Consider the following 13,961-nt stretch of genomic DNA (forward strand, 5'->3'; position numbering starts at 1 on the left):
CGCCTGACGAACCGGATGAACCGGCGAAGAAAACCCCGGTGAAAAAGAAGGAGAAGGTCTGAATTCTGGGGCAGCCAACGCGTCGAGAATTGCGTCGGCGACGTTATCAACGTTTCGCATTTATTCGCTATTCCAGCCCGCTTCGCTCGTGGATATCAGACCAAAGTATAACTCAGGCAAACCAGCGCATGATGGAGCATCCATCTCTGTCTCGCTACTGTGATCGTGGGTCGACATTGCTATTGCCGTACTCACGACCGCTCCTTGTGAGCTTACATCTGACGAAGGATTGAAGCCGTGGATAAGATGGATACGCTTTGGTTAATGCTTTTTCTGATGGGCTCGGTGAGTATCGTCGCCCTTACATTCACGACCAGCGAAATATTCGCTCTGTATTGAGCTCGAACCTGCGGACTTGCAACGCGAGGGCTACAACTTGGCCCTCACTACGGTCCTGTAGATCGGCGATCCGCCTGGACATGCATTCAGCAAGCCAGGCAACAGCCACTCCAGGAAATACAGCCATCAAAGTGCGATAGACCCAGCGTTTAACAGCTCAAGCGTTGCCGTTCGGGTCATGTCGACGCGACTGGTCACGTCAGGTTTCTACGCCGCGCCAATTCCGCCTCGCTCGGCTGTTCCGCTCCGAACGATCCGGTCACGACCTCGCCCGCGCGCACGTATTTGTTGATTGTGACGCCGGCACCTGAGGCCGTTGACGAAACAAGTTTCAGCGCCCCGGGAAAAGCGTTGCCGCTAAACAGCTTCTTGCCCTTCCCCAGTATGAGCGGAAACGTGAAAATGTTCATCTCGTCGATCAAGCCATTTTTGAACAGGGTTTGCAGGAAATCGGTGGAGCCCTGGGTCAACAGATCCGGCCCTTGCCCGCTTTTCAGCTTCGTGACTGCCGCGACCACGTCCGGGCCCAAGGTTTGGCTGTTCTGCCAGTCGAGCTTCAAGTCTGGATTGCGGGTCGCGACATATTTGTTGACGCGGTCGAATAACGGACCGATCGGATGGCCGGCGTCGACATACGGCCAATAGGCGGCAAAAATGTCGTAGGTTTTGCGGCCGAGCAGAAGATCGAAAGGCTTGGCAAACATCTCGCCCACCGCCTCTTCCCCTGCCTTGTCAAAATAAGGGGCAACCCATCCGCCATATTTGAAGTCGCCTGTAGGGTCTTCGTCCGGGCCACCCGGTGCCTGCATGATACCGTCGAGGCTCACAAAAGCACCTGTGATGATCTTTCTCATGTTTAGTCTCCTTCAACGTTGCCATTATGCGTTAAAGACGTTCGCCAGTGGCATTTGCCGACAGCGCCGAGAAAAATTGTGAGGCAGTCGTGCTGGACAACGGCGCCGGCTCAGATCATTTACCCAACAAACCTCGAACTGTACGCAGGATGGATACATGCTCCCCTCGAGAAGAGCCCGTCGCCGATCCATTCCCGGTAATTCCGGAAAGGTACCGGGTTAGGTTGTTCCGGATTTCGGGATGATCATTGAACAGCGACGCCAAGGTCAGTCCGTCAATTTCATACGCTTCGAGCACGGTCAAAGCTTGGTATTTGGTGGCTTGGGGGACCCCATCGATCTGGCCGAATATGGCACCCGGTGCAAGTCGTCGAACTTCCACACCATCACAAAGGGCCGATGCAGCTCCCGAGCGGACAATCATCAGGCTCGATGTACTATCCGCCTCTTCGAAAAAGATATCTCCAGGCCGGTACTGCCGTAGTTTCGCCGACACTTCCAGTTTATGCAGCTCGTCCTGTTCAAGATCCGCAAAGATCGGATTGTCCTGCAACAATTCCTGCAATGGGTCCTGTAAGGAATGATCGGTGTGAATGTTTTCAATAAAGACGGAAGACGCCGCAGGCAGCGCAAGAGAAATGCCGGTCTCGATACATTGGCGGTAGACCAGATCGATAAGCTCGTTTCTGGCAGGAATTCTATCCGAGGGATGCCTGACGCGGAATTGCAGTTCGATGTCCATAGCAAAGGCGTCGATACCTTTCAGCGCGACAACGGGAGCGGGATCGTGAATGATGTTGTTTGCCCCAATCATGGCTTGCCGCATCTTCTCGACGACAAAAGATGGCGGGTGCACCGGCTTCACACGGAGCGGCAGAACCAGCAGATGCGACTCGTCAGGACGATTGACGTTCGTCAGTCCGATCTTTGCCAGAACGCTGTTCGGCAACACGACAATGTTGTTTGCCGGCGTCAGGATGTGGGTTGAACGCCAGGTGCTCTCAGCCACTCGTCCTTCGGTGCCGTCGGTTAGTATGATCCAGTCACCGATTCCATACGGGCGCCCCAATGTAAGCGCCAATCCGGAAAAGAGATCGTTCAGGGTGCTCTGCAGGGCAAGGCCAAGGATGATCGCGAGGACGCCGGAGGTCGCGAGGAGTGTTCCGATTGCAAAGTCAAGCACGAAGGCGAGAACCGAGAGCGTAACCCCAAGGTAGACTGCGGCGATGATCAGATCTTGTAACACCCGGGCTTCGCGCGGCATGCCGTCGAGAACAATATAGATGCGGACAAAACCGATCGACGCCCAGGCCAGGTGTACCCACCACAGCGTCTTGGCTGCGATGAGCATAGCGCCGCCTTCTCTCATTGGCTCGAACTTGAGAGGCGAGATACCGTTTGCAAACAATATTGCCGTCATCGCGGCAAAGAATGCGATCTGGACCAGAAGGCGAGCAGTCGGACGACTGCGCCCTTGCAAATGCCAAACGACGATGCCTGCAATACCGAGCGTAACAATTTGGAAAAGTGGTGAGACAAGCAGATCGAGCATAATCGGTGGCTCCTGAAGCAAGCTAACGAGGCCGGGTTTCGATTTTTGGTCCCGGCCAACGCTCCTTACCTTACTTCATTGGAAGGACAAGCGCCTTTTTGTCAGTAACGACGACGAAGACTGCAAGCATTTTTTGCCGACAAAGCCGGGTAGACCTCCGCTCGCAGCGTTTGTCAGGCATGCCCATATTGCGCACCACCGCCATTTTTCCTAAATACGGCGCATGAAAGTCAAAGATACCGATATTATCATCGTTCCCGGCTATACCAATTCCGGCCCCGATCACTGGCAGACGCGCTGGGAGACAAAGCTTTCCACCGCGCGCCGCGTCGAGCAGGCGGAGTGGACGAAACCTGTGCGCGAGGACTGGGTGGCCGAGGTGGTCAAGGCGATCGACGCCGCGACGCGGCCGGTGGTCGTGGTCGCGCATTCGCTTGGCGTGCCGACCTTCATCCATGCTATTCCTGAGATCGGCGACAAGGTCAAAGGCGCGTTTCTGGTAACGCCGCCGGATGTTTCCAACCCGAAGATCCGGCCGAAACATCTGATGACCTTCGGCCCCTACCCGCTGGAACCGTTCACATTTCCGTCCATCGTCGTCGCCAGCCGCAACGATCATTATTGCTCGTACGAAGTAGCCGATGAACTCGCCGCATCATGGGGTTCGAGGATCATCGATGCCGGCGACAGCGGCCATCTCAATTCGGAATCCGGCCACGGCCCCTGGCCGGAGGGTTCGATGGTTTTTGCAAAGTTTCTCTCGCAACTTTGATACGTTGGCTTAGCTGACGGACCCAAAAGCGATGTCTTCCTTGATCTCTGCGGGCATTGCTATAGGCTCGGCCGAAGCAGTGTCTGCGGACAGCAAAAACTGCGCTTAATGGAGGAACCACCAATGAAACTCTACTCGCGGCCGCTATCCCCCTATTCCTCCATCATCCGCTGCATCGCCTATTACAAACAAGCTCCCATCAAGATCGTCGCGCCGCCCTCGGGATTTCCGATCCCGGAAGAATTCCGCGCAATTTCGCCGTTCAATCGCATACCGGTGCTGATCACCGGCTCAGGCCTCACCATCGTCGAAGCCTCGGTGATTGCGGAATATCTGGAAGAGCATTTCCCCGAACCAGCGCTGCTCCCGGCCGATTCCCGCGACCGGGCCATTGTACGCATGACTGCCCGCACGGCTGAACTCGAGGTGCTGGCGCCGGTGATGGAACTTTTCGAGCTGTTCTTCCGGAAGTCGAAGGATGATGCGCGCATCAGCAAGCTATTCAAGCAGATGGAAATCGGCCTGACAGAGATTGAAAAGCGCATTGGCAACGGCCCTTTCGCGCTGGGCGATCAGATGACGCTGGCCGACGCCTGGCTGACACCGACGCGTTTCGTCTTCAACAATTTCCGTGTCATCTCCGGCCGCGAGGATCTGCTCAATCCCTACCCGAAATTCGATGCGCTTCAGCAACTGATTATTCAGGATCCGGTGCTATCGCTGGTCTGGTACGAAATGACCGACGGGCTCAAAGTGTTCCAGGTTGAACTCGAGTCCGCTTAAATTCCAGTCCGGAGAAAATACGCATGAAGACGCCGACGATCGCAATCGCCGTAATAATTTCGCTTGGCGTCCTTGCCGGTTGTCAATCGAAAGGCAAACCCGGGCCGGGCTCTCTGGCCTTCGCATCGGAAAAAGCCGCGTTACCAACAATGGAGCGCGTGGCGATCGCCGCCAATAATTGCTGGTTCAAATCGGGCGATTCAAGTTTCAAGCCGTACCGTCTGGCGCCGGAACTGAATTCCTATTCGGGACGCCCGCGAATCCTCGTCGTCCCCGCGAGCAATCCGGGCGGACGCCCGCTTCTCGTCGTGCATGCGGAAGGCAACCCGGCGAAGGTCGAAGCCTTCGGTCCGCTCATGAGCAATTCCGCCGGCAACCGGATCGCCGGAGACGTGCGGCGGTGGGCAGGCGGGCAGACATCGTGCTCRGCCAGCGGATGAAATGGCTGAGGCCGTGCGCAGTGCGCCGGCCTCGTCACCTCAGGAATAATATCTTTCGAGATCCGCTTCCACGTGATCGCGGGTCAAGCCGAGGTCTTTCAACCCGTCATCGCCGAGCGATCCAAGCTCCAGTCTCGTCCGCCGCTTCACGGCTGCATTTTCCAGCCAACGCATGACGCGGGTAAGGATGTCGTATTGAAATGCTGGTACCTGGCCGAAATGAAACGACCTGCCAGGATCTATGTAGATCGGACCCATATTCGCCTCCTTGTGACGAGCGATCGCCTTTCATATCGGTATTGGCGAACCCCATCGCAAGAGCGCCTCAATCCCAGAAGAACCGCTTGGTCTCGCGGCGCGCTTGCGTAGGTTCAATACCGACATCATTCAACAGATCATTGCTGAGCTCGCTGAGATGCATGCGCGTCCGGCGCTTCATCATGGCGTTGCCAAACCAGCGGATCAGTGCGGATGCCGTGTGCAACAATCCGCTGATCTTAGAACGTGCCGCGTGGCTTTCGGCGCCACCAGACCTTCTAATTGTATCTATTGTACTCATTGTCATTGTCCTTGGGAGGCCACATTGACTCTTTTTCGTGCGATTGTTATATGAATTGACTCAATTGGAATCGCAATAGTATAATTGTTACCATGACAAATTGGCTCCCTGAACTTGAACCCGGCAAAGGCCCGCTTTACCTGCAGCTGGCCGACCGCATCGAAACCGACATTGCCGGGGGCATTCTCGCGCCTGGTACCAAACTGCCGCCACAGCGCAATCTCGCCTTCGATATCGGCGTGACGATAGGAACGGTCGGCCGCGCCTATAATCTCATTCGCGAGCGCGGGCTTGTCAGCGGCGAAGTCGGACGCGGTACCTATGTGACGGATCACAAGGTGGCCTCGCTGGTTCAGGCGCCGCCGCACACGGAGCCATTTGGCGGCACGCGCGGTCCGGTGGCGACGCCCGGCAAGATTCGCATGGACTCGACGGCTGCAATCGAGGTCGGCCAGTCCGCCGCAATGGAACAGCTGCTGGCGCAGATCACCCGACAATTCCCGCGCGAGATGTCGAGCTATTCCCGTACCCTCCCCGCATCGTGGCAGGAGGCGGGAAGCAAATGGCTGTCCGGCGCCGGCTGGATGCCGGAACCTGCGTCCATCGTGCCGACACTCGGCGCGCATTCGGCAATTCTCGCGGTCATTGCAGCGATAACTGTTCCCGGCGACCGGGTCGCTTTCGAAGATTTGACCTATTGCTCGGCAGCACGCAGCGTCAATCTCATGGGGCGGCGCAGCATCATCCTCCACACGGAAAATGGCAGCGCGACGCCCGACGATTTCGAGCGGCTCTGCGCGCAGCAGCATCCCAAGCTGGTTTTTCTCATGCCATCGCTGCACAACCCGACCGCAACGACCATGCCGGAGGATCATCGGCGGGCGATTGTCGAGATCGCGCGGCGGCACAATGTCTGGATCATCGAGGACGAGATTTACGGCTCGGTGATGGGGCACGACCATATCAAGATCGCCGATCTCGCGCCGGAACGGACATTTCATATTGGCGGCCTGTCGAAATCCGTGGCGGCGGGTGTGCGCGGCGGCTGGGTCGCCTGCCCTCCGCATCTCGCGGCGCGTGTCAATACGGCCCACAAGATGGTCACCGGCGGCATGCCATTCATCATGGCGGAACTCGGCGCCCAACTGGTCAATTCAGGCGAAGCCGGTGCGATCCGCGGCAAAGTCCAGACCGAGATCGCTGAGCGGGAAGCGATTGCGCGCTCGGTCTTCGCGGGCATGGAGTTCACCTCGCAGCCGCTTTCGCCATTTTTGTGGATGAAATTGCCCGACCCGTGGCTGTCAGGCACGTTCAAAAGCGCTGCGCTGAATGAAGGCGTGCTTGTCGACGACGAGGACGAGTTTAAACCGGGCCGCACGGAGAAAGTTTTCCATCGCGTCCGCCTCGGACTGACGGTGCCGGAAACGCGCGATGAGGTGGTTCAGGGCTTCAGCATTCTACGCCGGCTAATGGAAACGGATAATGCGAGTTACGATAGTTATTCTTGAGGTATAGTTTTTCGTTATAAACCCTCCCTCTCCGTCATCCTCGGGCTTGACCCGAGGACCCATGGCAAAGCAGCACTATGAATTGACCGCGCGTGGAAAGCACTCAATGAAGAGCAGCTTCCCCGCAATATCCTGCTGGATAAAGTCGAGTTGGCGGAAAAGCTTGCCCTCCCTTGCCATGGGTCCTCGGGTCAAGCCCGAGGACGACGGCGAAGGAGGCTATACGGCAGCGCAAAGATGGAGCGCCTCTATCTTCACCCCTTGCCCAAATGCGGGATGGTCCCGGCGATATCGGTATCGTCGATGAGCTGGAAGCGGCTTTCGCTGCCTTCCTGGCGCGCCTTGCCGTGAGGTGCGTATTCCGGATCATTTGCAAAGGCCATGGCGGCATCCGCATCCGGAAACTGGATAAGTGCGATGAGCGTCGTCTCAAGCGGCTTGCCTTCAAGCACTTTGATATTGCCGCTGCGTGAAAGATATTTGCCGCCATGTTTCGCCGCGATATCATGCACGACAGCTGCATATTCCGGCACCCATTTGTCATCAGTGATTTTAACGTCGGCGATCAGGAAAACCGTCATTGCATTCCTCCTATGCCGGGCTGTCGAAGCCCGTAAAGTCCGGTGACCCGAATGCAGTGTTGCACGGGGAAGCGCCAACTTCCAGTTGCAGAAACGCTTTGTTCAGATCGCCGTGAAGCCGTTATCGACAAACAGGTGCGTGCCGGTGATGAAGCTCGCCTCGTCGCTGGCAAGGAAAAGTGCGGCGCGCGCCACCTCTTCCGGCTCGCCGATGCGCCCCTGCGCCGCCATCATGGCCTCATCGGAGACATCCACGCCTTGCTTTTGCAATTCATCCACCTCGCGCAAGCCATGCGGCGTGCGGATAAACCCCGGACAGACGGCGTTGCAGCGAATGTTGCGATCGCGGAATTCAACCGCGATGGCCCGCGCAAACATATGACAGGCGCCTTTGGTCGTATCGTAGAGAACTTCCATCGGCGTTGCCGCCACGGCTGAAATGGACGAGGTGCAGACGATCGAACCGCCGCCAGCATCGAGCATGTGCGGGATGACGGCGCGCGTCATCAGATACATGGAGCGCACATTGACCGCGTGCAGCCAATCCCATTCTTCGACCGTCGTCTCAAGGAACGGCTTGATGACGATGGTACCCGCATGATTGAACAGAACGGTGACATCGCCATATTTTTCCGCAACCCCGGCAATGGCCTTCTGCACCTGCGCCTCATCCGAAACATCGGCGACGAAATAGCTGGCGACACCGCCAGCAGCAGTGATTTCCGCCACCGTAGCAGCAGACGCCTGCTCGTTGCGGTCGATGATCGCCACTTTCGCGCCCTCGGCAGCGAAAAGTTTCGATGCCGCACCGCCCATGCCTGTCGCTCCACCGGAAACGATTGCCACCTTGCCTGCCAGCCTGCCGTCGGAATTCGTGAAGCGTTGCAAAAAATGTCCCTCCCGTACGGGAATGTTACTGGCTGGGACGATTCTTGGCCAGAGCCATCAATGTCCAACCGAAGTCGTTCGCCTCCATGAGCCGCTGAAACCGGTCACCTATCAATGTATTCATATACCTGTTGAACGTTCGGGAACTCAGGATTCGCATTAATCCCCGATTGGCTTTGAGGGTCAMGGACGAGACATCCATAACGATGAAGTTTTTCTCTAAAAGGGATACCAGTTCCTGTCGATTGACCCACACGCGAATCTGCCCCGGCTTGGGCGGAGGTAGGCGATTGTACTTGTGCAAGACTGGCTCATTTTGAGTGGCCAACATCAAAGACCCGTTGGGACGCAAGTGCTTTGCCAATTTGGCCACAAACGCGGGTTGATCCTCAACATGGGATAGCACTTCAAGAGTAACGATTACATCGAACTGTTCAGTACCGAAATCGAGAGCCATGAAGTCTCCCGATACAAGTCTGACGTGGGGCATCCGCTTTTGAGCATTCTCCAAAACATCATTCGAAAGATCCGTTCCGGTCACTTGACCGTATTGCGCCAATTCTTCGCAAAACCAGCAGGCGCCGCAGCCCACCTCCAGGATATCGAGATCCCGCCGGCCCATCAAATCCAGCCAGTTGCGAACAATCTTGGCTTGCCTATACGAGACTTCATCAAGTTGCTGCTCGCGGGTCGATGAATTCCATTCATTCCAGAATTGCTGCTGTATCGGGACTGGATCGGCCATGTTGTTTTTTCCCCCGACTCAAGGATTACACCCTGGGGGCCAGCGTAACAACTTCTTGTTTGCTGGCTACGTAACTTAACGAGTGACCATTACCCATATCTACTTACTGCTGTTCTCTTTTTTCATTCAGCCTTTTAACCTGATGAGATGAGGTTTCGGTTTAATCATGCTGTGAGCCGAGCTGCGAAAGTCTGGATACGGACATGAACCTACATCAACGAGCGCGAACCAGCGTCGCATCCTAGTCTGTTGTCCTCTCTGTTGATTCAGTCCTTTTTCCTATCGCACCATACGACTACATAAGCTAAAGAAGGCCAAAAGCTCTCCCACGTATGGATATTCCAGGACCCATGACCATTTCCAATACTGTCAAGATCACGCCGGAACTCGTGGCTTCGCACGGGCTGAAGCCGGACGAATATCAGCGCATCCTCGATCTGATCGGGCGCGAGCCGAGCTTCACCGAACTTGGCATCTTTTCCGCCATGTGGAACGAGCATTGTTCCTATAAATCTTCGAAAAAATGGCTGCGGACGCTACCAACCACGGGGCCGCAGGTCATACAGGGGCCGGGCGAAAACGCCGGTGTCGTCGATATCGGCGATGGCGATTGCGTTGTCTTCAAGATGGAGAGCCACAACCACCCGTCCTATATAGAGCCGTACCAAGGTGCGGCGACTGGCGTCGGCGGTATCCTGCGTGATGTGTTCACCATGGGCGCACGGCCGATCGCGGCAATGAACGCGCTGCGTTTCGGCGAACCGTCGCACCCCAAGACACGGCATCTCGTTTCCGGCGTTGTCGAAGGCGTCGGCGGCTATGGCAATTCGTTCGGCGTGCCGACAGTTGGCGGCGAGGTCAATTTCGACGCGCGCTATAACGGCAATATCCTGGTCAATGCGTTTGCAGCGGGCCTTGCCAAGACAGATGCGATCTTTCTGTCCGAAGCCAAGGGCGTAGGCCTGCCGGTGGTCTATCTCGGTGCCAAGACCGGACGCGACGGCGTTGGCGGTGCAACCATGGCATCGGCTGAATTTGACGAATCCATCGAGGAGAAGCGCCCGACCGTACAGGTGGGCGATCCCTTTACCGAAAAATGCCTGCTCGAGGCTTCCCTGGAACTGATGGCTTCCGGCGCGGTCATCGCCATTCAGGACATGGGTGCAGCCGGCCTCACCTGCTCGGCAGTGGAAATGGGCGCCAAGGGCAATCTCGGGATCGAACTCGATCTCAACTCCGTGCCGGTGCGCGAAGAGCGCATGACCGCCTACGAAATGATGCTGTCCGAAAGCCAGGAGCGGATGCTCATGGTGCTGCGCCCGGAAAAGGAAGAAGAGGCCGAGGGCATCTTCAAGAAATGGGGGCTGGATTTCGCCATTGTCGGCTATACGACCGACGATCTGCGTTTTCGCGTGCTGCATGACGGCGAGGAAGTCGCCAATCTGCCGATCAAGGATCTCGGCGATCAGGCTCCGGAATATGACCGGCCCTGGATGGAGCCGGGCAAGCACGCCCCGCTGCCTGCCGCCAATGTGCCCGAGGTCGAGGACTATGGCGCGGCGCTGCTGCAAATGCTCAACTCGCCAGACCTTTCATCGCGCCGCTGGGTCTACGAGCAATATGACACGCTGATCCAGGGCAACTCCCTGCAGGTACCGGGCGGAGACGCCGGTGTGGTGCGTGTCGATGGCCATCATAGCAAGGCGCTCGCCTTTTCGTCCGATGTGACGCCGCGCTATTGCGAGGCGGACCCCTATGAGGGCGGTAAGCAGGCCGTCGCCGAATGCTGGCGCAACCTGACAGCTGTTGGTGCTGAACCGCTGGCCGCAACGGACAATCTCAATTTCGGCAATCCGGAACGGCCCGAGATCATGGGCCAGCTGGTAAAGGCAATTGGCGGCATCGGCGATGCCTGCCGCGCGCTGGCCTTCCCCATCGTTTCCGGCAATGTTTCGCTCTACAACGAGACCAACGGCCAGGCGATCCTGCCTACGCCGACAATCGCAGGCGTCGGGCTCATCCCGGAMTGGACGAAGACCGCCAAGATCGGCGGCATGCGCGATGGCGATGTGCTGATCCTCGTCGGCGGCGACGGCACGCACCTCGGCCAGTCGATCTATCTTCGCGATCTGCATGGGCGGGCAGACGGCCCTGCGCCCGCAGTCGATCTCGGCGTCGAGAAGCGCAATGGCGACTTCATCCGCTCCGCCATCCGCAACGGTCAGGTGACCGCCTGCCACGATCTTTCCGATGGCGGCCTCGCCATTGCCTTGAGCGAAATGTGCATGGCCTCCGGCAAAGGTGCAAATGTGGAAATCGGCGAAACCGCGCCGCATGCGCTGTTATTCGGTGAAGACCAGGCCCGCTACGTCGTGGCGGTTGCCCCTGACATGGCAAAACTCGTCATGCTCAACGCGGAAGGTTCCGGCGTTCCATTCCGCAACCTTGGTACAGTTGGCGGCAACACATTGACGATTGGACGCCTGCTCGCCATATCTGTTGAGGACCTGACAAAAGCCCACGAATCGTGGTTCCCTGACTATATGAGTGGTCAGGCGGACGAAAAAACACAGGCCGCCTGAGGAGAGAACGACATGGCAATGGACGCGCGCGATATCGAAAAAATGATTCGAGACGCCATTCCGGATGCGAAAGTTACCATTCGCGATCTGGCGGGCGATGGCGACCATTATGCCGCCGAAGTCGTCGCGGAAAGCTTTCGCGGCAAGTCACGCGTTCAGCAGCACCAGATGGTCTATGATGCGCTGAAAGGCAATATGGGCGGCGTATTGCACGCCCTCGCCTTGCAGACCAGCACGCCGGAGTAATTTTACGTAAGCGTCGACGCCGATGATCTCTCCCCTTGTGGGAGAGAAAGCGATTTCAGCATCTTAGCCCTTGCTAAGTGCTAGAAATCGCCAGAGAGGGGATTTGCAATAATCGTACTACCCCCTCTCTTGGATTTTCCAAGGATTTAGCAAAAAGGCTAAACCCAGGAAAATCCTTTCTCCCCCACAAAGGGGGAGATAATCGGCATTGATTGTCGAGCCCCGCACTCCCAACTAATAGACAAGTTACTTGCGTTCACGCGCCCATCGTGCTTTTTCTGGGCAAAGAATTGAGGTAAGATTGGCCTCAAAGCGTTTTCTGGCCGTGATTCCTCCCTCGCGGCCGCGAAAGGAACCTTAAATGAGCGGTATCAACGAATTCATCGACAATGAAGTCAAGAGCAACGACGTCGTGCTTTTCATGAAGGGCACCCCCGGCTTTCCGCAATGCGGATTTTCCGGTCAGGTCGTTCAGATCCTTGATTATGTCGGTGTCGACTATAAAGGCGTGAACATTCTTTCTTCCAATGAACTGCGCCAGGGTATCAAGGACTATTCCAACTGGCCGACTATCCCGCAGCTTTATGTGAAGGGTGAATTTGTCGGCGGTTGCGATATCATCCGCGAAATGTTTCAGGCGGGTGAATTGCAGACTCTCCTCAGCGAAAAGGGCGTTGCCACCAAGGCCGCCTGATTACGCTTTAATTCCAACTGGTTCCGGTCGCATCCGGAATCTCCATGTTAAAGGCGTCGGCCGTTCCGACGCCTTTGTCTTTGTTTGTTTTTCAAATCCAGAAAGCACTCGGAAATGGATGCCTCTGCCAATACCGCTCCCTCACGCCTCCAGGGAATGGGTAAAGTCGAATTCATCAGCCTGATGGCGATGTTGATGGCGGTCAATTCCATGGCTATCGATGTCATGCTGCCGGCTTTGCAGCAGATCGGCGCGGCGCTTGGCATCAGCAGTGAAAACCATCGGCAATATGTGATTTCGGCTTATCTGCTCGGCTTCTCGGTGGCGCAGCTGTTCTTCGGCCCGCTATCGGATCGCTTTGGCCGCAAGGTGCCGATTTTCTGCGGCCTGATCATTTATATCGCTTCGGCGATGGCGTGTGTCTTTGTCCCGAGCTTCGGCGCACTGCTGTTCTTCCGGGCACTGCAGGGCATCGGCTCCGCTGCAACCCGCGTCATCGCCATTTCGATCGTGCGTGACGTTTATGGTGGCCGGCAGATGGCCGAGGCCATGTCGCTGATCATGATGGTGTTCATGATCGTTCCGGTCATCGCGCCCGGGACGGGTCAGGTGGTGATGCTGTTCGGTGACTGGCGGCTGATCTTCATCTTCATGGCGCTGATGGCAACATCGGTCGCGATCTGGATGTATCTGCGCCTGCCAGAGACGATGGACCCTGCCGACCGGCGTCCATTTACCATCGTGTCGGTTGCCCGCGCATTCAAGATCGTGCTGACCAACCGGGTCGCATTTTGCTATGCGCTGGCGAGTGCGTTCATCTTCGGCGCGATGTTCGGCTTCATCAATTCGGCACAGCAGATCTATGTCGAGATCTATCATCTCGGCGTGTGGTTCCCGCTGGCCTTCTCCGTCGTTGCGATCACCATGTCGTTTTCTTCGTTCATGAATTCGCGCTTCGTCGGCCGTTTCGGCATGCGGCGCCTGTCGCATGGAGCGCTGCTTGCTTTCATGACGATCAATGGCGTGTGGCTGCTGCTGACGCTATTCGGGCCGCAGCCGACACCATTTGTGCTCTATCTCCTGCTGTTTTCACTGGCGATGTTCCAGTTCGGCTGGATCGGCTCCAACTTCAATTCGCTGGCAATGGAACCGCTTGGCCACGTGGCCGGCACGGCATCGTCAGTGCTCGGCTTCATGGGTACGGCCGGCGGCGGCATCATCGGCGCGGTGATTGGCCAGGCCTATAACGGCACAACCCTGCCCTTGGTCACCGGGTTCTTCGTGCTGTCGCTGATCGGGCTGGTGTTTGTGTTGATCGCTGAAAGAGGAAAATTGTTCCAGCCGCATAACAAGCCGAT

The 13,961-nt window shown here is 56.9% G+C and carries 15 protein-coding genes; 8 read left to right on the forward strand and 7 right to left on the reverse strand.

The genetic code is table 11. The features are described from left to right. Positions 1 to 593: 593 nt before the first annotated feature. The gene (locus ACXJ5O_RS07495) at positions 594 to 1,253 is read right to left on the reverse strand and encodes a dihydrofolate reductase family protein (RefSeq protein ID WP_457299339.1); all 660 of its coding nucleotides are present in this window, start codon (positions 1,251 to 1,253) and stop codon (positions 594 to 596) included. 115 nt (positions 1,254 to 1,368) lie between these two features. Continuing rightward, positions 1,369 to 2,805: a mechanosensitive ion channel domain-containing protein gene (locus ACXJ5O_RS07500; RefSeq protein ID WP_457299340.1), complete on the reverse strand. Its 1,437-nt coding sequence runs from the start codon at positions 2,803 to 2,805 to the stop codon at positions 1,369 to 1,371. 223 nt (positions 2,806 to 3,028) lie between these two features. Between ACXJ5O_RS07500 and ACXJ5O_RS07505 the strand changes: the two genes are divergently transcribed. The 3 genes from ACXJ5O_RS07505 to ACXJ5O_RS07515 all read left to right on the forward strand — a co-directional run bounded on the left by ACXJ5O_RS07505 (position 3,029) and on the right by ACXJ5O_RS07515 (position 4,800). After that, positions 3,029 to 3,577, forward strand: coding sequence for an RBBP9/YdeN family alpha/beta hydrolase (locus ACXJ5O_RS07505; protein ID WP_457299341.1), 549 nt, complete (start codon positions 3,029 to 3,031; stop codon positions 3,575 to 3,577). A gap of 123 nt (positions 3,578 to 3,700) precedes the next feature. Next, positions 3,701 to 4,360, forward strand: coding sequence for a glutathione S-transferase family protein (locus ACXJ5O_RS07510; protein WP_457299342.1), 660 nt, complete (start codon positions 3,701 to 3,703; stop codon positions 4,358 to 4,360). A gap of 23 nt (positions 4,361 to 4,383) precedes the next feature. After that, a complete protein-coding gene (locus ACXJ5O_RS07515) occupies positions 4,384 to 4,800 on the forward strand; it encodes a hypothetical protein (RefSeq protein ID WP_224512935.1) in 417 nt (138 codons plus the stop codon). Positions 4,801 to 4,839: 39 nt separating this feature from the next. Here ACXJ5O_RS07515 and ACXJ5O_RS07520 read toward each other — a convergent pair whose 3' ends face one another. Then, positions 4,840 to 5,058, reverse strand: a complete 219-nt coding sequence (locus ACXJ5O_RS07520) for a DUF1127 domain-containing protein (RefSeq protein ID WP_457299343.1) — start codon at positions 5,056 to 5,058, stop codon at positions 4,840 to 4,842. A gap of 67 nt (positions 5,059 to 5,125) precedes the next feature. Next, complete coding sequence (locus ACXJ5O_RS07525; RefSeq protein ID WP_457299344.1) at positions 5,126 to 5,359, reverse strand: DUF1127 domain-containing protein; 234 nt, start codon at positions 5,357 to 5,359, stop codon at positions 5,126 to 5,128. A 92-nt stretch (positions 5,360 to 5,451) separates the two neighbouring features. Between ACXJ5O_RS07525 and ACXJ5O_RS07530 the strand changes: the two genes are divergently transcribed. Further along, the gene (locus ACXJ5O_RS07530) at positions 5,452 to 6,867 is read left to right on the forward strand and encodes an aminotransferase-like domain-containing protein (RefSeq protein ID WP_457299345.1); all 1,416 of its coding nucleotides are present in this window, start codon (positions 5,452 to 5,454) and stop codon (positions 6,865 to 6,867) included. A gap of 254 nt (positions 6,868 to 7,121) precedes the next feature. Here ACXJ5O_RS07530 and ACXJ5O_RS07535 read toward each other — a convergent pair whose 3' ends face one another. The 3 genes from ACXJ5O_RS07535 to ACXJ5O_RS07545 form a co-directional block, all read right to left on the reverse strand. Then, positions 7,122 to 7,448, reverse strand: a complete 327-nt coding sequence (locus ACXJ5O_RS07535; RefSeq protein WP_457299346.1) for a DUF1330 domain-containing protein — start codon at positions 7,446 to 7,448, stop codon at positions 7,122 to 7,124. Positions 7,449 to 7,550: 102 nt separating this feature from the next. Then, positions 7,551 to 8,336, reverse strand: coding sequence for an SDR family NAD(P)-dependent oxidoreductase (locus tag ACXJ5O_RS07540; protein ID WP_457299347.1), 786 nt, complete (start codon positions 8,334 to 8,336; stop codon positions 7,551 to 7,553). A 25-nt stretch (positions 8,337 to 8,361) separates the two neighbouring features. Beyond that, positions 8,362 to 9,081: a class I SAM-dependent methyltransferase gene (locus ACXJ5O_RS07545; protein ID WP_457299348.1), complete on the reverse strand. Its 720-nt coding sequence runs from the start codon at positions 9,079 to 9,081 to the stop codon at positions 8,362 to 8,364. Between the two features lie 350 nt (positions 9,082 to 9,431). On the opposite strand from ACXJ5O_RS07545, the gene purL reads away from it, so the two are divergent. The 4 genes from purL to ACXJ5O_RS07565 all read left to right on the forward strand — a co-directional run. Beyond that, on the forward strand, positions 9,432 to 11,663 hold the full coding sequence (purL, locus tag ACXJ5O_RS07550) for a phosphoribosylformylglycinamidine synthase subunit PurL (RefSeq protein ID WP_457299349.1): 2,232 nt from the start codon (positions 9,432 to 9,434) through the stop codon (positions 11,661 to 11,663). Between the two features lie 12 nt (positions 11,664 to 11,675). Further along, entirely contained in the window at positions 11,676 to 11,909 is a 234-nt protein-coding gene (locus ACXJ5O_RS07555; RefSeq protein WP_457299350.1) for a BolA family protein, read from the forward strand. A gap of 361 nt (positions 11,910 to 12,270) precedes the next feature. Further along, positions 12,271 to 12,603 (forward strand): Grx4 family monothiol glutaredoxin, encoded by a 333-nt coding sequence (gene grxD / locus ACXJ5O_RS07560; protein WP_457299351.1) that lies wholly within the window; start codon positions 12,271 to 12,273, stop codon positions 12,601 to 12,603. Between the two features lie 156 nt (positions 12,604 to 12,759). Continuing rightward, a partial coding sequence (locus ACXJ5O_RS07565) for a multidrug effflux MFS transporter (protein ID WP_457299352.1) occupies positions 12,760 to 13,961 on the forward strand: 1,202 nt, incomplete at its 3' end.

The sequence above is a fragment of the Phyllobacterium sp. P5_D12 genome, from assembly GCF_054049495.1.